Annotated in this window: 17 protein-coding genes and 4 tRNA genes; 16 read left to right on the forward strand and 5 right to left on the reverse strand. The window is 38.4% G+C overall.

Annotated features, from left to right (window positions below):
* Window positions 1-13: 13 nt before the first annotated feature.
* The 9 genes from gspL to NQ782_RS00775 all read left to right on the forward strand — a co-directional run bounded on the left by gspL (window position 14) and on the right by NQ782_RS00775 (window position 10157).
* Window positions 14-1153, forward strand: a complete 1140-nt coding sequence (gene gspL / locus NQ782_RS00735; RefSeq protein WP_005134980.1) for a type II secretion system protein GspL — start codon at window positions 14-16, stop codon at window positions 1151-1153.
* Window positions 1153-1632: a type II secretion system protein GspM gene (gene gspM / locus NQ782_RS00740; RefSeq protein ID WP_032051288.1), complete on the forward strand. Its 480-nt coding sequence runs from the start codon at window positions 1153-1155 to the stop codon at window positions 1630-1632. Before gspL ends, gspM begins: the two co-directional genes overlap by 1 nt.
* Before the next feature lie 89 nt (window positions 1633-1721).
* Window positions 1722-2726, forward strand: coding sequence for a quinone-dependent dihydroorotate dehydrogenase (locus tag NQ782_RS00745; RefSeq protein ID WP_000966986.1), 1005 nt, complete (start codon window positions 1722-1724; stop codon window positions 2724-2726).
* Window positions 2727-2732: 6 nt separating this feature from the next.
* Window positions 2733-3320 carry a CvpA family protein gene (locus NQ782_RS00750; protein ID WP_001091966.1) on the forward strand — a complete coding sequence of 196 codons (588 nt, stop codon included), beginning with the start codon at window positions 2733-2735 and terminating at the stop codon, window positions 3318-3320.
* Window positions 3321-3345: 25 nt separating this feature from the next.
* A complete protein-coding gene (gene purF / locus NQ782_RS00755; RefSeq protein ID WP_000334670.1) occupies window positions 3346-4887 on the forward strand; it encodes an amidophosphoribosyltransferase in 1542 nt (513 codons plus the stop codon).
* Between the two features lie 78 nt (window positions 4888-4965).
* On the forward strand, window positions 4966-6855 hold the full coding sequence (locus tag NQ782_RS00760) for a M48 family metalloprotease (protein WP_000665946.1): 1890 nt from the start codon (window positions 4966-4968) through the stop codon (window positions 6853-6855).
* Between the two features lie 100 nt (window positions 6856-6955).
* Window positions 6956-7606 (forward strand): hypothetical protein, encoded by a 651-nt coding sequence (locus NQ782_RS00765; protein ID WP_000580182.1) that lies wholly within the window; start codon window positions 6956-6958, stop codon window positions 7604-7606.
* A gap of 11 nt (window positions 7607-7617) precedes the next feature.
* Entirely contained in the window at window positions 7618-8583 is a 966-nt protein-coding gene (locus NQ782_RS00770) for a D-glycerate dehydrogenase (RefSeq protein ID WP_000758322.1), read from the forward strand.
* A gap of 146 nt (window positions 8584-8729) precedes the next feature.
* Entirely contained in the window at window positions 8730-10157 is a 1428-nt protein-coding gene (locus NQ782_RS00775) for a M48 family metalloprotease (RefSeq protein WP_085941241.1), read from the forward strand.
* Between the two features lie 91 nt (window positions 10158-10248).
* Here the strand turns inward: NQ782_RS00775 and NQ782_RS00780 are convergent, their stop codons facing one another.
* Entirely contained in the window at window positions 10249-10695 is a 447-nt protein-coding gene (locus NQ782_RS00780) for a GatB/YqeY domain-containing protein (RefSeq protein WP_000209410.1), read from the reverse strand.
* Window positions 10696-10721: 26 nt separating this feature from the next.
* Entirely contained in the window at window positions 10722-10937 is a 216-nt protein-coding gene (gene rpsU / locus NQ782_RS00785; RefSeq protein ID WP_001136722.1) for a 30S ribosomal protein S21, read from the reverse strand.
* Between the two features lie 145 nt (window positions 10938-11082).
* Between rpsU and tsaD the strand changes: the two genes are divergently transcribed.
* Window positions 11083-12093, forward strand: a complete 1011-nt coding sequence (tsaD, locus tag NQ782_RS00790; RefSeq protein WP_057094348.1) for a tRNA (adenosine(37)-N6)-threonylcarbamoyltransferase complex transferase subunit TsaD — start codon at window positions 11083-11085, stop codon at window positions 12091-12093.
* Window positions 12094-12095: 2 nt separating this feature from the next.
* Here the strand turns inward: tsaD and NQ782_RS00795 are convergent, their stop codons facing one another.
* Complete coding sequence (locus NQ782_RS00795) at window positions 12096-13199, reverse strand: DUF6670 family protein (protein ID WP_057094346.1); 1104 nt, start codon at window positions 13197-13199, stop codon at window positions 12096-12098.
* A gap of 103 nt (window positions 13200-13302) precedes the next feature.
* Window positions 13303-14184, reverse strand: a complete 882-nt coding sequence (locus NQ782_RS00800; protein WP_057094345.1) for an ATP-binding protein — start codon at window positions 14182-14184, stop codon at window positions 13303-13305.
* Between the two features lie 178 nt (window positions 14185-14362).
* Here NQ782_RS00800 and NQ782_RS00805 point away from each other — a divergent pair, with 178 nt between their 5' ends.
* The 6 genes from NQ782_RS00805 to NQ782_RS00830 all read left to right on the forward strand — a co-directional run bounded on the left by NQ782_RS00805 (window position 14363) and on the right by NQ782_RS00830 (window position 17230).
* Window positions 14363-15871: a DUF3336 domain-containing protein gene (locus NQ782_RS00805; protein ID WP_000461855.1), complete on the forward strand. Its 1509-nt coding sequence runs from the start codon at window positions 14363-14365 to the stop codon at window positions 15869-15871.
* Window positions 15858-16661 (forward strand): serine/threonine-protein kinase, encoded by an 804-nt coding sequence (locus tag NQ782_RS00810; protein ID WP_057094343.1) that lies wholly within the window; start codon window positions 15858-15860, stop codon window positions 16659-16661. Before NQ782_RS00805 ends, NQ782_RS00810 begins: the two co-directional genes overlap by 14 nt.
* Window positions 16662-16766: 105 nt before the next feature.
* Window positions 16767-16851 (forward strand) — tRNA-Leu (locus NQ782_RS00815).
* A gap of 54 nt (window positions 16852-16905) precedes the next feature.
* A tRNA-Trp gene (locus NQ782_RS00820) sits at window positions 16906-16979 on the forward strand.
* A 27-nt stretch (window positions 16980-17006) separates the two neighbouring features.
* Window positions 17007-17091 (forward strand) — tRNA-Leu (locus NQ782_RS00825).
* A 65-nt stretch (window positions 17092-17156) separates the two neighbouring features.
* Window positions 17157-17230, forward strand: a tRNA-Trp gene (locus NQ782_RS00830).
* Window positions 17231-17286: 56 nt separating this feature from the next.
* Here the strand turns inward: NQ782_RS00830 and NQ782_RS00835 are convergent.
* Complete coding sequence (locus NQ782_RS00835) at window positions 17287-18204, reverse strand: LysR family transcriptional regulator (protein WP_000802857.1); 918 nt, start codon at window positions 18202-18204, stop codon at window positions 17287-17289.
* Window positions 18205-18207 lie beyond the last annotated feature (3 nt).

The raw sequence follows: 18207 nt of genomic DNA on the forward strand, positions 1-18207 counted from the left end.
TTATTTAGCCCACATGCTGTACATATGGATGCCTGAAACCAATGGAGTTTGGCATTGGTCTAACGGAGAAAACTGGTTGCAGGCTGCAAGTCTCGATCAATTAATACAAGACTTGCAAATACATCAAGGAAAAGAAGCTACAGTCTTTTTTCCGAGTCGTCATGCTCAAATGCTTCAGCAAACGATGGCAAAGTCCCATTACAAACAGCTTGGCGCTGATGGGGTTAAATATCTACTTGAAGAGTTTGTGACTTTACCGATTGATCACATGAAAGTGGTTCACCATTTTCATGCGGATCAGTTAACTGTTTTGGGTGTTGCTCAGGGGATGGTAGAGACATGGCAACATTCTTTAGCTTTGTTACCAACCAAACTTGTGGCTTTGTTGCCAGATTTTCTAGTTTTACCTGAACCACAAGCTCAGCAAGTTATTCTGTGTAATATTGGTCATCAGCTTTTGGTGCGTGAGAATAAGTGGTTAGGTAATTCCATTGATGACTTGGGGCTTTTTTTAGAGTTCCAGTCAGCCGAAACACATTATCAATATAGCGGTTTAACAGCAGAGCAACTAGAGAGCTTAGAAGCTGCCTCAAGCGCAGAGCAACGTTCTGAGTTTGTTTATCAATTTCAGCCTTTAGATAAAACTAAGCAGCATCCTTTTAATGTTTTGCCAAAATCAAAAGGGCAAGAACGTACTTTTTCTAATTATTGGAAAACTTGTGCCGCCGTTGTTCTAGCAATTATTGTCGTGCAGTTTAGCTATGATTTATTGCGTTGGGTAAAATTGAAAAAGGTGGCAGATCAGACTGCTGAACAGGCAATTGAGCAATATAAATATTGGTTTGGTCCATCTAGTCGTGTGACTGAACAAAATATTAAAGGACAATTCGAAAGTCATTTAAGAATGAGCCAGCAAGGTGATACCCAGGCACTTTCTCTGTTAAGCCGGGTTGGGCCTATTTTAATGCAAAGACAGATTTTAGCTCAGCAACTCAATTATGATGCTTCAATCTTAACAATGGCATTAAAAGCAAAATCAGCAGATGATTTGCAAGCTTTAACCCAACAACTTAATCAACAAGGTTTTAAAGCTGAGTTAGGTAATGTTCAAGCTGATGGTAGTGGTGCGATTGGGGTGGTGAAAATACAATAATGAAAATGTTAGCTCAGTTGCAAAACCGCTTTGATCAGTGGATTGAACAAATTGTTCAATATTTAGATCGCTTAACTGTCCGTGAACGTATTATGGTGGTCTTTACTACTATTTTTGTTGTAGTCGTCATTGTTGCATATTCACTTTGGAAAATGCATTCCTTAGCAGAACAACAGCAAAAACGTTTAAATGATTTAAAAGATTTGATGGTGTGGATGCAGAGTAATGCAGTCACGATGAAGCCTGCCAATGAGCTTGAACTAGATAAGTCTGGAAAAATACAACGAGTAGCTCAGCAACAAGGTTTAACTGTGTCTTCCCAGCAAAATGGAGAACAGTTACAAATTGTTGTAACACATCAGAATTATGCAATTTTAGCTAACTTTTTAACACAACTTGCACAGATGGGCTTAAGTATTCAAAAGATGGAAATGGTTTCTAGTGAAGGTCAGATTAAATTAACAGCGACAGTTCAATAACATATCAAAATATGCTTGTGTCAAGCATGGTGTTTTGTGCTGCCTGTGCCTATAATATGCGTACCTAAAATCAGTAGACTGTGATTGGTATGTTATATTCACTTGCTCGCCCGATGTTGTTTAGTTTAGCACCAGAGCGTGCCCATGAATTAACATTATCCATGCTTGATAAAGCGCATAAGCTAGGCATGATGCGCCAGACCGTAGAAGCGAAGCCAACTACATGTATGGGAATCGAATTTCCTAATCCGGTAGGGTTGGCAGCCGGTCTAGATAAAAATGGTGCTCATATTGATGCATTAGCTGGGTTGGGTTTCGGCTTCATTGAAATTGGTACAATTACACCTCGCCCGCAATCTGGTAACCCAAAACCACGTTTATTCCGTATTCCTGAAGCTAAAGCTATTATTAACCGTATGGGTTTTAATAATGATGGCGTTGATAAGCTAATCGAGAATGTTAAAGCATCAAAATTTAGAGGCATTTTAGGTATTAATATTGGTAAAAATGCTGATACACCTGTCGAAAAAGCCGTTGATGATTATTTGATTTGTCTTGAGAAAGTTTATAACTACGCTTCATACATTACGGTTAATATTTCGTCTCCAAATACTAAAAATTTGCGTAGTTTGCAAAGTGGTGATGCATTAACTGAATTATTGCAAACCTTAAAAGCACGTCAACTTGAGTTGGCAGAGCAATATAATCACTATGTACCTTTAGTTCTTAAAGTCGCTCCAGACTTAACAGCTGAAGATGTTGAATTTATTTCGGCACAATTATTAGATTTTAAAATTGATGGTCTTATTGTGACGAACACGACCTTATCGAGAGAAGGGGTAGAGAACCTGCCTTACGGTAATGAGTCAGGTGGTTTGTCGGGTGCACCTGTATTTGAAAAAAGTACGGAATGTTTACGTTTATTTGCTCAAACATTAAAAGGACAAATTCCTTTAATTGGTGTGGGCGGAATTTTGTCGGGTGAACAAGCTGCAGCGAAACAACAGGCTGGAGCAACGCTTGTACAAATTTATAGTGGTCTGATTTATACGGGACCAACGCTTGTGAAGCAATGTGTTGAAGCCATGACTTAATTGAACATGAACACCATTGATATCATCATTCTGATACTTTTGCTCATTGGGGGGCTAAACGGTTTGCGACAAGGATTTATAAAAGCCTTTGCGAACTTGGTAGGATGGATTTTTGCATTAATTATGGGTGCAAAATATGCTGTTCTTCTAGCTCCGTCAATGTCAGGTTTAAGTCAGGATCCGGTAGTTCAAAAGATCGCGGCTTTCGCTTTTATTGCACTTTTAATTATCGTTTTAACTTGGATCGTCACTGCATTTTTAAATGGCCTCTTGAAAAGTTTGAAGTTGGGGCCATTAAATCGTTTAGCAGGTGGTGCTTTTGGTTCGTTGAAAGGTTTATTGGTTGTTCTTATTACCATGCAGGGTGTTGGTCCTTGGGTAGAAAGTTCGCCTCATTGGAAACAATCCAAATTTATCCAGTTTTTATTGCCTTATGCACCTTTAGCGACAGAGCTTTCTAAAGATGCAGCAAGTGAGGCATTTCATCAGATAACATCTGGAGGCGGTGTAACGCGCACTTCTCCAAAACCAATGGACGAGTCGGAGGAAACAGAACTTCGACCTGACCATTCAACAAAGAATCCTTTTTATTAATTCCTAGCTTGTCTGCGAGGTTGCTATGTGTGGAGTTGTTGGTATAGCCGGTAAATCGCCAGTGAACCAAATGTTGTTTGATGCATTAACGATGTTGCAACATCGTGGGCAAGATGCAGCTGGAATAGTAACCTGCCATGAAGGCCGTCTTTTCCTTCGTAAGGATAACGGTATGGTACGTGATGTTTTTCATACTCGTCATATGAGAGCATTACTTGGTAATTATGGTATTGGTCATGTGCGCTATCCAACTGCTGGTTCTTCGAGCAGTGCGGAAGCTCAACCATTTTATGTGAACTCACCTTACGGTATTACACTTGCACATAATGGTAACTTGACGAATGCAGAAGAAATTCATGATGACCTGTTCAAAACAGATTTGCGTCACATGAATACGGACTCTGATTCGGAAGTTCTTTTAAACGTTTTTGCTCATGAGTTGCAAAAGATAGGAACTTTAAATCCTACACCGGAAGATATTTTCCATACCGTTTCGCGTGTACATGAGCGCTGCCAAGGTGCTTATGGTGTCGTGGCAATGATTACTGGTCACGGCTTAGTTGGTTTCCGTGATCCAAATGGTATCCGTCCGCTTATTTACGGTTCTCGTGTAACTGAGCAAGGCGAGATGGAATATATCATTGCATCAGAATCTGTAGCGATTACAGCGCTTGGCTTTAAAATTGAGCGCGATATTGCTCCGGGTGAAGCAATTTTCATTAATGCTGACGGCGAGTTATTTACAAAGCAATGTGCTGCAGATCCAAAATACCGTCCATGTATTTTTGAATATGTTTATTTTGCTCGTCCAGATGCAATTATTGATGGTATTTCGGTTTATAAAGCTCGCTTAAAAATGGGTGAGAAATTAGCGCATAAAATTTTGCGTGACTGGGGTGAGGACCATGATATTGACGTGGTTATCCCAATTCCAGATACAAGCCGTACCTCAGCTTTAGAGTTGGCAAATATTCTTGGCGTGAAGTTCCGTGAAGGTTTTATGAAAAACCGTTATATCGGTCGTACCTTCATTATGCCAGGTCAACAACAGCGTAAAAAATCTGTACGTCAGAAATTAAACCCTGTTGAGTTAGAGTTTAAAGGTAAGAACGTTCTATTAGTGGATGACTCAATTGTGCGTGGTACAACGTGTAATGAGATCATTCAAATGGCGCGTGACTCAGGTGCGAAAAAAGTATACTTTGCTTCAGCTGCACCGAAAGTGATGTATCCGAACGTATATGGTATCGATATGCCTGCTAAAACTGAGCTTATTGCTTCAGAGCGCAGCGTAGAAGAAATTCAGGAAATTATTGGTGCTGATCGTTTAATTTTCCAAGATTTGGAAGATTTGAAGAACGCTGTACGTACAAGTAAAGTGCCTACATTAACCGAGTTTGATTGCTCTGTTTTTGATGGTATCTATGTAACTGGTGGAATTGATGCAGACTATCTGAATAATTTGGAGCAGAAACGTAATGATTCTGCGAAAAAGAAAAAAGATGGTTATATTGATGTCAATATTGATGCAGCATCAGTAGATTTGACCGGTATTAAAGAAGAATAGAAATAGCCGAAAAAAGCGGGTATTTCCCGCTTTTTTCTTTTATGATGAAACTTAACAATGTAATTGGGATTATTTACATTGAAAGAAGTAAGCCACTATTTAATCGAAAATAAAAATATGGCATGGTCCATCACTATGTGTTTGGTTGCTGTGCTTTTAACTATTTTTATTTTAAATCTAATTTTAGGTTTACTTGTTCATTTCTTTGATTATAGCGAGCCGATTTGGTGGCATGCTTTAAGTCCATATTTCATTGCTCTTTTGCTTTTTATCATGGTTTGGTCTGTGGTGACCGAACTTTATATTTTGCGTAAAGGTGGCCATTCACTTGCCAAGCAGTTGAAAGCTCGTCGTTTGGTAAAAGGTGAAAGTACACCAGAAGAACATGCCGCATTAAAAATTACAGAACATCTGGCACAAACATTTTCCCTGAACGTTCCAACACTCTATGTTTTACCTGATGAAGTAGGTGTTAATGCATTAACGGCAGGTTTTCACTCGAATGATATTGTAATTATTTTAACTTGGGGTGCCTTACAGAACCTTGATGAGCTAGAGCTATATGGCTTATTGGGTCATGAATTTAACCAGATTTTATCGGGTGAAGCAGTAGAAAATACTAAACTAAAAATTTTATATAGTGGTTTGACTACTTTTAGTCAGTGGGGGAGTAAGCTCGCCAAACAAGGGTTTAAGCGCTACAGTCCGGGTTATAAGCATAAGTTCGAGACTGTATTTGTAGCCGTAGGCGGTGTGATTTGGTTGGCGGGAAGTTTAGGTGTTTTAATCACTCGTTTTATTAAATATTTAACATTAAGTGGTCGTACATTTCGCAATGACCAAAAAACGATGCGGTTATTAAAAAATAGCACTAATACCCAAACTTTATTGCGTATTTACGTTCACCATTCTGGTTCGCAGATTCATAGTGCTTATTCTGAATCGATTGCACATATGTGTTTTGCGAATTCACTTAGCCCGCAAAGTTGGATGAATATTCACCCAAGTATTCGTGAACGTATTTATGAGCTTAACCCAACTTTATTGCAAGATTTGCAATTAGAAAATTTAAAGAAACTTCGAAATCGTCCTTTATTTAGTTTGTTCCATGTACTAGAAGAATCTGAGACTGAAATTTATACGCCGTGGTCATCTCCACAACCTTTGCCTTTGTTGCGTCTTTCTCCAATCAGTTTTGCTTTGAATGATGCAATTAAACCGTTAAGTAGTGATATCCGTCGTAATAAAAAGCGTCCTGAACTTATTCAACGTGCATTACAAACTGCGACTGGTTCACGTGAGGTGATGGTTGCAATTTTAATGATTCGTCAATATCGAGAATTTATTCCACAAGATGCGCCAGTAAGCCATGCAATTGTTGATGCCTTACTTAATCTTGATGGGCGTATTCATATTCAGATATTTCATGATGCATGTAAAAATATTGGTCATATGCCTGCCAGCATTGCTCGTCAATTTTTGACTAAACTGGCCCTTATTATTCAAGAAGATGGGGAAATTGGATTACTTGATGCACTTCTACTGGAGCGTGTTAAGTACGAGTTAAACTTGATGCCACTTCATTTGCCGACAGCATTTGAAGAAGTAAAACCTCAAATTGTTCGTTTAATTGATGCATTGCTTCATGTGCAACAAATCAATAGTCCGAATCAGTTAGAGGTTCGCGAACGTATCTTACGTTCTTTGCTTAATCCTGATGAAATGCATATTTATGATGAAATTTCGGATGAACCTTTAGACTTAGCAGAAATTTTAAATGATATTGCTGGGCTATTGCTGCGTGACCGCTTAAGTATATTGGCAATTGCTGAAATGTGCTTGTGGAGTGATCGCATTATTACTCAAGATGAACTTGATGTGCTTGAGTTGCTTTATTGGCGATTTGGTTTTGAGTCTGATGAAATTGTAGAGCAAATGCAGAAGAAAAATAGCGTTATGATTATTTAAGAGACATATGTGGTTTCCAAAGAGTATCATTAAAAGAAAACGCTGAAAAAAAATCAGAAGCCCGTTAGAATGTGTGTAGATTAGAGGTACTGATTTAGACATGATTGGGCAGCAAAGAAATATACTGGCAACTTTAGGAATAGACGTATGGATTCCTAGAACACAAGTGTGCCAAAAAAATAATGCCCATACTTTGTGGCGAGATCAGGTTGTTGAACCTCATGAGTCAATTACCGTACCTACCATAGATGTTCCTGCTTTTGAGCAAAAGAACACTCAGCCACAGGTGTTTGAAATTCCTAAAGTGGTGGAAGAGCCACCAATAGTAGTTGCAGAAGTTTCGCAGCCAGAGATACTTGTAGAAAAACCTAAAGTCATTGAGCAAGAGACAATTACTCCATTTGAGTTACAGGCTTATTGTCTTGAAAAATGTGTAATTTTTGTTGATGTAACGGCTTTGGAAACAGAAGAAAAACAACTTTGGGCGAATATACAAAAGGCGAAGGTGGGACAATATTCTGAATTAAGATGGCCTTTCCCTCTGGCAGCCTATCAAGATCAACGAGGGGTAGGTTCTTATATTCAAGGTTTCTTAGATGCTGTAGCAGCAGAGAAAAAGATTTTATGTTTGGGTAAATGTACCTATATTCAACATGCAAATATTATTCATTTAGCTAGTTTAAAAGAAATGTTAGATAAGCCTCTTCTTAAGAAAAGATTGTGGCAACTTATGCAAGATAACAATGAGTAGTAGGGATTTACATGAAAAAGGTTGTGGTTTTTAGCCAAATTGATGAGGAAATTTTGTCTCGGTTACAGCAGGATTACCATGTTGTCGTATTGAACCCTAAACTGGGTGATATTAATGAACAGATACGACAAGAAGTAGTAGATGCTGATGGCATGATTGGGGCTGGTCGTTTGCTTAATGAAAGTAATCTTTCTCCTGCCCAAAAATTAAAAATTATTTCTTCTGTGACTGTAGGTTATGACAATTATGATGTTGGTTATTTAAATCGGAAAAAAATCTGGTTAGCAAACACACCTCATGTTTTAACTGAAACGACCGCAGATCTTGCTTTTACTTTGTTATTAAGTGCAGCCAGAAAAGTTCCTTTTCTAGATCACTGGACTAAACAAGGTGAGTGGAAAAGAACAGTTGGGCCACAGCAGTTTGGTCTCGATGTTTTTGGAAAAACATTAGGTATTATTGGACTTGGTAATATTGGTGCTGCAATTGCACGTCGTGGCTTTTATGGTTTTAACATGAATATTGTTTACCATAATCGTCGCGAGAAACCTGAGTTAGCGGAACCTTTAAAAGCTCAATATCTGGGGTTGGAAGAATTATTACAACAATCTGATTTTGTAGTGACAGCTGTTGATTTAAATGCGGAATCTAAAGCTTTAATGGGTAAGGCTCAATTTGAGCTTATGCAAAAGCATGCCATATTTATTAATATTGCGCGTGGCTCAGTTGTCGATGAGCAAGCCCTAATTGAAGCATTGCAAAATGAAGTTATTTTTGCGGCTGGTTTAGATGTCTATGAGAAAGAACCTCTGCAAGAATCTGCACTTTTCAATTTGCCGAACGTTGTCACTTTGCCTCACGTAGGTTCTGCTACAGCTGAAACACGTAAGAAAATGGCAAATTTAGCTTATAAAAACTTGGTGGAAGCACTAGAGGACAAGACGCCTAGATATTTAGTGAATCCTAATTTTGTGTAAAGGATGAATAACACTTCATTGCAAATATAGTCTATTTTCAATGTTATAGTGAAAGCCTGTTGATATGATGCAAAATAACTGAAGCATGATATTGATGGGCTTTTTTGTTATTTTAATTTTTAATAAGAGAAGAACTTTTGAAATTTTTGCCAGTTATTTTAAGTTTGGCTTTGATAACAAATGCCTCTTACGCTAATCCTTTTGACCCCAAGCCAGCTTCTGGACAGGTTGAAATTCCAAATATTGGAAGTGGAATAGGGCTGCTCGACCAACAGAAAGAAAAATTTATTGGCGAAAAAGTTTTCCGTGAAGTTCATAAGCAAATGCCGGTTATACAGGATGTATGGCTAGAAGATCAGTTTTTTCAAGTTTTCTCTAATATTTTAAGTGAAACTCAGCTGGGGCAGCCGATCGCTCTGGTTGTAATTAAAGACCCTCAAATTAACGCATTTGCTGTTCCAGGTGGGTTATTTGCATTAAATACTGGCCTTATCTCATCAGCACGAAATATTGATGAAATTGCGGGGGTAATGGCCCATGAAATTGCTCACGTTTCGCAAAGGCACTTTAGTCGTTCGGAAGAAGCTTTTAAAGGACAAACCCTTTTAAGCTTGGCTGGTTTGTTGGCAGGGGTGGCTTTAGCTGCTCAGGCTGGTGGAGACGCTGGTGCCGCTGTTATGTTGGGTACACAAGCAGCACTTCTTGATAAACAGCTCACTTATAGTCGTAATCAAGAGCGTGAAGCGGATCGAATTGGTATGCAATATATGTATGCCGCTGGTTATAACCCGCAAAGCATGGCGGATTATTTTGAAACGATGCATAGAGCGACGAGCCGAGTAAGTTTTTTACCAGATTTTTGGCTGACTCACCCTCTTACATCTGAACGTATGAGTGAGGCTCGCTTGAGAGCAAACCAGATGCCTAAAGTTAAAAGTCGAATATATGATGTCGATTTTGAAATTTTAAAATGGTATACCATGGTGGTTGCTGGAGAAGCTACTGAAAATCAGTTGCAAAGTCTGGCGTCGCAAAAAAATCTGGCAGGCTTGTTGGCTTTGTCGGCTTTCTATCTTAAACAAGGGGATTATACTCAAGCCCAAGCAACGTTGGAGCAGGCGAAATCAAGCGGTAAGCCATTAGTTGCCTTAATTCAAACAGATATTTATTTAGGCCAGAATAAACTTGATCAGGCCTATAATTCAATTGCTCCCTTGCAAATGACAATGCCTGAAAATAAAGCTTTTAGCTACAAATTGGCTGAGGTTTTATTACGTCAAGGTAAATATGCTCAAGTGCAAACTTTGGTGCAGCGTTTTATTAATAAAAATGCCCGAGATATTCAAGGTTGGCAATTATTACAACAAGCCGCCAATTTAGATAAAAATTCACCATTAAGAGCTGTGAATGTATTGCGATATCGTGCTGAAGCACAGTACTGGTCTGGTAGTGAAGAGGATGCAATTAAATCAATGTTGCATGCACAACGTCTTGCAAAAGGTAATCAGGCCATGTCAGCCAGAATAGATAGTCGATTAAAGCAAATGCAAGATGAGCGACGAATGAAAATTTAAGGTCTAGGATGACTTTGGAATTTTCACAGGCATAAATATACTTAAACTTACGAGAAAGTTTAATTTAAGGATATATAAGAAGAGAGGGGGATTAAGCTAATTTAGCTTTAATTTTTGCTGAAACTTGAGCAGGATCGGCACGCCCGGCTATGATCGGACGTAGAGAATTCATCACCTTACCCATATCTTTCATGCTAGTTGCTTCTTGAGCAGCAATCGTTTGCTCAATAAGAGAATCAAGCTCTTCCTCAGTCATAGCTTCTGGTAGAAACTGAGATAAAACCTCAGCTTCGGCTTGTTCTTTACTAGCTAAATCATCACGACCAGCACCTTCGAAGGCTTTGATCGATTCTTTACGTTGTTTAATTTGCTTTTCAATGACCGCAAGAACCTGAGCGTCGTCAAGCTCTATGCGCTCATCGACTTCGATTTGCTTAATTGCTGCTTGTAGACTACGCAAAACCGTCACTGTTGCCATATCTTTGGCACGCATAGAAGTTTTTAATGCATCAGTAATTTGGTTTTTTAAAGTAGTCATAATGTTAGCAGTCAATCACAAATTAATTAGTAAAGGCGAGTAGTACGTACAGATTCGCGAGCCAATTTCTTTTGGTAGCGTTTAACTGCAGCAGCTTTTTTGCGCTTACGTTCTTGAGTTGGTTTTTCGTAGAATTCGCGTTTACGAACGTCAGCTAAAACACCAGCTTTTTCGCATGAACGTTTGAAACGACGGATAGCTACGTCAACTGGTTCGCCTTCTTTCAACTTAACTTGTGGCATGTAAAATCCTCTAGATTATGGATAAGATCAGGCACACCATTGCGCCAGATCACAAGTGAAGGTCAGTATTTTACTCATTTACAACTCATATCACAAGTCTATAATAGCGATTGCAATATTTTGACTCATATAAAAGGCAGTTTTGATGATTGTTTTAGGCTTGGAAACTTCTTGTGATGAAACAGGGTTGGCACTTTATGATAGCGAACTCGGCTTACGGGGACAGGTTCTTTATAGCCAGATAAAACTTCATGCCGAATATGGTGGTGTGGTTCCGGAGTTAGCTTCTCGTGACCATGTTCGTAAGCTTATTCCTTTAATGAATCAGCTGCTTGAACAAAGTGGTGTTAAGAAACAGGAAATTGATGCAGTCGCATATACGCGTGGCCCGGGTTTAATGGGAGCGTTAATGACCGGAGCCTTGTTTGGAAGAACTTTAGCATTTTCACTTAATAAACCGGCAATTGGTGTTCACCACATGGAAGGCCATATGTTGGCTCCTTTGCTTTCAAGCCAACCGCCTGAGTTTCCATTTGTTGCATTGCTTGTTTCAGGTGGTCATACACAATTGATGGCAGCTCATAGTATTGGTCAATATGAGCTATTAGGTGAGTCAATTGATGATGCGGCAGGTGAAGCTTTCGACAAAGTCGCAAAAATGATGAATCTGCCATATCCGGGTGGACCAAATATTGCTAAGTTGGCGTTATCTGGTGATCCTTTAGCATTTGAATTTCCACGCCCAATGCTTCATCAGGGCTTAGACTTTTCTTTTAGTGGTTTAAAGACGGCAGTTTCTGTTCAGTTGAAAAAATTGAACGGCGAAAACCGTGATGCTGATATTGCTGCTTCATTCCAAGAAGCCATTGTAGATACCTTAGTAAAAAAATCTGTAAAAGCTTTAAAGCAAACTGGTCTTAAACGTTTAGTAATTGCTGGTGGGGTAAGTGCAAATTTACGATTACGTGAACAGTTAGAAACTTCATTGGCGAAAATTAAAGCTCAGGTTTACTATGCTGAGCCTGCTTTATGTACAGATAATGGTGCAATGATTGCATTTGCAGGTTATCAGCGTTTAAAAGCAGGTCAGCATGATGGTTTAGCTGTAACGACCACACCAAGATGGCCAATGACTGAACTTACTATTCCTGAGTAAGATTATTCATTTTCAAAGGCTTGAGGATTTTCGATATCAATATATTCGATGTATCCACGGCCTTGAACTTCATTGCCAAAATAATGACCAGTAAATATATAGCTACTTGCATAACCTCGCCCATGACCATAGCGGAATGGGCAGTCAATTTCTGCCTGAATGTTTAAGATAATTTGCTTTGCATCATTTCGAGCGATCCATGAAAAATATTTTGGAAGTCGCATTTTTTGCCCACTAGGTGAAACGAAGTCATCAACTTGATGCGAAATAATATCAAAGCTTACATCTGTGTAAATTTCAGCTGGCTGGTCCAGATGTCTAATATGCAGGGTGTATGCAGCTGTTTGTCCTGCAATATCGGCTTTGGTAAGAAGAAGTTGAGTGGCCTCGTTTAAATTGATAATTTGATAAGTAAAAAAATCAAGTGGCAGTTTATATGCATCAGGAATAAGTTTATTTGTAATGGAGTGAGGACCCACTGCTCGTGCATATTCGTAAGTACAAAGTCCTTGGGTTTCAATGCGTTTTGCTTGATAGTTTAAAAAACCTTTAAACTTTGTCAATAAACTAAAATGATCATAGATTGGTGTTTTTATAAACCATGAAACATGTGAAGTGATATCGATATCAAAGTCGAAATCAAACCCATCATAATGTCCATTAATATGGATGTGTGGAAATTTTCCTTGAATTGAAATTTCCTGACCTAGTTCTATTAAGGTTCCATCTTTATTAATTTTTGTATCTTCAGGAATGATATAGGCCTTCAGTAAAGCTTGTTCAAGAGCAGCTGTGCTTGAAAAGAAAGTAGCAGTTTTTCTCGGGTTTCCAGTGATGATGTCATCATGATCAAAAGCAAGTGCACCTGGAGTACCGATTAAAATCATAATATTTAAGTAACGATGCGGCTCTGGTAAAAGTGGGAAAAAGATACCGTAGTGTGTCCAGCTATAATATTTTTCGTCAATTCGTGGACGGATGATATGAGTTTGAGTAAAAGGAAGAGTTGAATATTTTTTTGCTTGGTCTAAAACGCCTTGTGCAAGCAATAAACTTTTAGCAAGCGCTTTACTTGTTGTAGAAATTTTTGGCAATTGTTTTTTCATATATAAACCTAAAGAAGGGCTATCTTTGTTTTAGGTTATGAAAAACAACTGCCAAAGCTAAGCGATTTATAGGCCAAAGCTAAGGCTTTGCGGGACATTTTATTTAATTGTTAGGCAAATATTTTAAGGCGTTTAAACCAATCCAATGCTTAGAAAACTGATAAGCAGCTCGACCAGAGCGCTGACCCCGCATTTGGCACCAACGCAAGCTTTCAGCACGAACTTCATCATTAAAAGGCATGTTTGCTTTATCTAGATAATGCTCTACGATTTCTAAATATAAGTTTTGATCCATTGGATAAAAAGATAACCACAAACCAAAACGGTCAGATAAAGAGATCTTTTCTTCAATCGCTTCTTGCGGATGAAGCTCGGTATATTGAGGCACATCTACTTTGGTTACAGGGGTGTTTTCATGCATGAACTCAGGTAACAAGTGACGACGGTTACTGGTTGCATAAATAATAAAATTTGTTGAACCTGACTGTAAGGAACCATCTAATACGCTTTTTAAACTACGGTAATTTTCATCTTCAGCATTAAATGCTAGATCATCACAATAGACGATGTATTTTTCAGGTCGGTTTTGAATAATTTTTTGAATTTTCGGTAAGTCTGCTAAATCATCACGTTCAATTTCAATCAAACGTAATCCTTGAGGTGCATACTCCGTGAGTAAAGCACGAACAATAGAGGATTTACCCGTACCACGTGACCCCGTTAAAAGTACATCATTTGCCGGTAAGCCATTTAAAAACTGCAAAGTATTTTGAATGATCTTTTCTTTTTGTCTTTCGATGCCTTTTAAGTCATCAAGGTAAATATTTTTAGGTGTATAAATGGCTTTAAGCTGCTGGTTTTCCCATCTAAAAGCAGGGGCAGTAAAATCGGTCTCTTGTTTCGGTTCAGGTAAGACCTGCTGTAACTGATTTAATACAAGTGATAAGGTTTGAACTAAATTGTCGGGTAAATCAATGGTAGCCATGGTTAATCAATCATGTTAAACAGTAATTTACTAGGATACTAACACCGAAATTTGCAAGCTGACAAAAAAGATACGACTCATGCAGTTTATCGGTTTTGCAATTGATTGAAATGTTCAGACCGCGCATAGTGTTGTCATGTCTATTCAGTAAAATCATCTGTGAAGATGAGGACGAAATATGTTTGAAAAAATACGAAGTGATATGAATCCGCATCAGGCTTACCGTATCAAAAAATTACAACGTCAGTTAGACATGGCTGAATCTTATGAAGAGTGGAAGTCTTTTGCATTAAAACTGGATGAAGAAACTGGGGCACAAGAGTGGAAGTTTGATAATAGTTCGCCTTACTTCGATGCCGAGCTCATTTCTTATCGTTACACTTTACTGAAAAGATATCGTCAGCAACATCGCACTTTAGATTTGATTTATCTTTTAAAAGAAGGGTTGACCTACGATATTGCAAATATTGGCCACCCTATGTTGTTTGCTGCCACACATGTAGGCACAAAAAAACTAATTGAAGATTATATTGAAGAAGTCAGCCAAAGCTTGGCTTACATTGCATCTAGTGAATGTATTACATTCCAAAGAAAAGAAAAAATCGAATTTTTTGAAAACTGTGAAAAAGCATATGGACAACCTGCTCTTATGTTCTCGGGGGGAGCAACCTTAGGTCTTTTTCATACCGGTGTATGTAAGGCTTTAATTGAACAAGATTTAATGCCTAAAGTCCTGTCTGGTTCAAGTGCGGGCGCCATTATGACAGGTATGTTGGGAATTTCTGCCAGTGAAGATATCCAAAACTTGCTAAATGGTGAGCAATTTTTTAGTGATGCTTTTCACTTTAGAAAACTTCGTGAACTTATAAAAGGGAATGGTGGGATTGCCGATGTTCACTATTTAAAAAAATTCTTAATTGAAAATTTAGGTGATCTTACTTTTGAAGAAGCATTCAAAAAATCAGGTTTGAATATTAATGTCGCTGTTGCGCCGTACGATGCAACTGAAAACCCTCGAATTATGAATGCGATTATGACTCCAAATGTTTTGGTTTGGAGTGCGGTATTGGCTTCTTGTGCTGTGCCAGTTTTATTTCCACCTGTGCGTTTAACCAGTAAGCGTTATGATGGTGAACATACCCCTTATATGGCAAATACTAAATGGGTGGACGGCAGTGTACGTAGCGATTTCCCACAAGAAAGAATGGCAAGACTTTATAATTTAAACTACACCATAGCCAGTCAAGTGAATCCGCATGTTGTACCGTTTATGCAAGATGATGCGCGCCGTTTCCGTAAAGACGTTTTAAGTTGGCCTGAACGAATTTTAAGACGCCAAGGTAAAGTACTTTCAATGGGGCTGATGGACTTTACACGTCAAAGATTAGGCGCGATTTCACCCGTAAGAAGACTGCTCGATCATGGATATGGCGTAGTAGGGCAGCGCTATTATGGTGATGTTAATATTATTGCTAAATATAGCTTAAAACATTATGCCTATACGCTACAAAACCCACGCCCACATTTGTTTAAACGTTTACAGCGAGAAGGCGAGCGCGCGACTTGGCCTAAAATCTCTTCTATTGAAACGCACGCGCGTATTGGTAAAACGATTCAGCACTGTTTAGAAGTTTTACGTTTTGAAGAAAAGAAACAACAGCCAGAATCTTATTATGCTGAAGCATGATTTTGCTTCTCATATAGGAAACCTAAAATGTGTGACAAAGCCTAGAAGTGAAGCTTTAGGACGGCATCTATGGACATGTACTATAGATGCTGATTCCTACTGGTTAAAATTTCATTTGCCAAACGTACATGCTCAAAGTGAGCAAGATTTTTTGCATGAATTGCAATTTTATGAAGATATTACATATAAAAAAGCGAATTGGCTTTTGCCATTTAAAATTATTGAGGACAGGACTATTTGCCAACAAACACAATTTCGAGGAAAAGTATTAGTTTTACCGGATACAGATTGTTGGTTTGATGATTTAGATCAAAAGCAAAATTTAAAAAATATAGATGAGAAAATCTATCTGGCACTTGTTAAGTTGGCAGAGCTTCATGAGTTGGGATGGATTCATGGTGATATTAAAAAAGAACATTTTCGAAAGTCTAAGCAAGAGCTTTATTTAATTGATTTTGAAAAAACACGGCTTATTTCAAGTCCTGATCCAATAAATGATGCTACACCACGGTATATGGCGCCAGAGCTATTTCATGGTGCCAATAAAACCGTTCAAAGTGATTTATATGCATTGGGAATCGTATTGTATGAATGGTTAACGCAAACTCGTTTACAAGCAAATAGTTACCATGAGTGGGCGGTATTGCATTGTCAAAAATTAAATGTGGAATTACCAAGTTCGTTCCAAATTTTCTTGCCACTACTTTCAGGCTTGTTACAAAAACAGCAGCAAAACCGGTTTTCAAATGTACATGAAGCGATAAATTGCTTAAAAGCGCTCTCAACCTGATAAAAATCATTGATCTAGTAACTGTATACAAATTACTCGGTCAGTTTTTTTTGAAAAAAAAACACTTGTCACTGTTAGATCTTATCGCTAATATACACAGCCATCGGGGGCGTGGCGAAATTGGTAGACGCACTGGATTTAGGTTCCAGCGCCGCAAGGTGTAAGAGTTCGAGTCTCTTCGCCCCCACCACTTTAAGTTAAGTCTTAAAGTTTGATATAGATGTTAAGACATCTAGATCTCGGAAGAGGATTGGTGTAATGGTAGCATGACGGTCTCCAAAACCGTTCGTCAAGGTTCGAGTCCTTGATCCTCTGCCACATTTATTTTAAATAAATGTCCCAGATGGGGGCGTGGCGAAATTGGTAGACGCACTGGATTTAGGTTCCAGCGCCGCAAGGTGTAAGAGTTCGAGTCTCTTCGCCCCCACCATAGAAAGAAGCAAGACGATGATCTTGCTTTTTTTATGATTAAATCTGAATGGTTTAATTGTCTATAGAGGATTGGTGTAATGGTAGCATGACGGTCTCCAAAACCGTTCGTCAAGGTTCGAGTCCTTGATCCTCTGCCAAGATTCTAAAAAAGCTCCTTTTGTGGAGCTTTTTTATTTCAATATCAGTACGTACCTTAATTGTTAGCTATTCGCTTCTCAAGCATTTCCATAAAGGTTTTTAAAATATTATTGTGATTTTTACCCTTATGAGTAATTAAGCATATAGGGGTACTGTAGTGCATTTTATCTTTTAAAACAGGTTGCATAACACCGTCTTCAACCCATTTTTTTGCATAGTGGTCGGGTAAAAAGCCTAAAAATTTTCCGGTTAAAATGAGAAAGGCAATACCTTCGCGGTCACTTGCGGTCGCTTTACAGTCTAAAAGCTGATGTAACTTGGCTGCTTCCGAGGTAATTGCATAATTAGGAAGAATTGCTTGCCATTTTTTTAATTCATTTAAATGAATGTTGCTACATTGGTTAAATAAAGGATGATTTTTGCCGCAATATAAAAATGAACTTTCATTATATAAATCGAAATAGTCTAAACCAGACAAAGGCGTAACAAGGGGGATAACACCTGCGTGCAAACGGTTATCAAGTACACGGCACTCAATATCTGAAAGGGTGCTCATACTGATATTAATAATAACTTCGGCATGTTCCTCGGCAAGTTGTGTCAAGGTGTTGGTGATATAGCCTCTAGGCATAGTCACAAGGTTGTTAATAATGCCGATATTAAATTCACCCTTAAGGCGGTTATGCATTTGGTTAACTTTAGAACGGAAGTCTTCAATCGCTGCTGTCAGCACTTCGATATATTCTAAAATTTCCCGTCCTTCATCAGTGAGGGCAAAGCCGGCACGGCCACGTTGGCACAGCCGAATGCCCAGACGATTTTCTAAATCACTCATATGCAAACTAATTGCAGAGCGACTAATACCTAAAATACTTTCGGCAGATGTAAAGCTATGACAGTCGCAAACCGTTTTAAAAATTTTGAGAAGTTTTATATCAAAATCAGTAACTTGATTTAATTTTTTAGGTTTCATTTA

The sequence above is a fragment of the Acinetobacter sp. BD54 genome (genome assembly GCF_044778325.1).
GTDB lineage: Bacteria > Pseudomonadota > Gammaproteobacteria > Pseudomonadales > Moraxellaceae > Acinetobacter > Acinetobacter baumannii.

Bases quoted from the DNA above. Each gene is read 5' to 3' on its own strand.
- gspM (WP_032051288.1), top strand. From the start codon at position 1,153: ATGAAAATGTTAGCTCAGTTGCAAAACCGCTTTGATCAGTGGATTGAA.
- NQ782_RS00805 (WP_000461855.1), top strand. From the start codon at position 14,363: ATGTTTGAAAAAATACGAAGTGATATGAATCCGCATCAGGCTTACCGT.
- tsaD (WP_057094348.1), top strand. From the start codon at position 11,083: ATGATTGTTTTAGGCTTGGAAACTTCTTGTGATGAAACAGGGTTGGCA.
- gspL (WP_005134980.1), top strand. From the start codon at position 14: ATGCTGTACATATGGATGCCTGAAACCAATGGAGTTTGGCATTGGTCT.
- NQ782_RS00765 (WP_000580182.1), top strand. From the start codon at position 6,956: ATGATTGGGCAGCAAAGAAATATACTGGCAACTTTAGGAATAGACGTA.
- NQ782_RS00745 (WP_000966986.1), top strand. From the start codon at position 1,722: ATGTTATATTCACTTGCTCGCCCGATGTTGTTTAGTTTAGCACCAGAG.
- rpsU (WP_001136722.1), bottom strand. From the start codon at position 10,937: ATGCCACAAGTTAAGTTGAAAGAAGGCGAACCAGTTGACGTAGCTATC.
- NQ782_RS00770 (WP_000758322.1), top strand. From the start codon at position 7,618: ATGAAAAAGGTTGTGGTTTTTAGCCAAATTGATGAGGAAATTTTGTCT.
- NQ782_RS00835 (WP_000802857.1), bottom strand. From the start codon at position 18,204: ATGAAACCTAAAAAATTAAATCAAGTTACTGATTTTGATATAAAACTT.
- NQ782_RS00800 (WP_057094345.1), bottom strand. From the start codon at position 14,184: ATGGCTACCATTGATTTACCCGACAATTTAGTTCAAACCTTATCACTT.
- NQ782_RS00810 (WP_057094343.1), top strand. From the start codon at position 15,858: ATGCTGAAGCATGATTTTGCTTCTCATATAGGAAACCTAAAATGTGTG.
- purF (WP_000334670.1), top strand. From the start codon at position 3,346: ATGTGTGGAGTTGTTGGTATAGCCGGTAAATCGCCAGTGAACCAAATG.
- NQ782_RS00795 (WP_057094346.1), bottom strand. From the start codon at position 13,199: ATGAAAAAACAATTGCCAAAAATTTCTACAACAAGTAAAGCGCTTGCT.
- NQ782_RS00750 (WP_001091966.1), top strand. From the start codon at position 2,733: ATGAACACCATTGATATCATCATTCTGATACTTTTGCTCATTGGGGGG.
- NQ782_RS00780 (WP_000209410.1), bottom strand. From the start codon at position 10,695: ATGACTACTTTAAAAAACCAAATTACTGATGCATTAAAAACTTCTATG.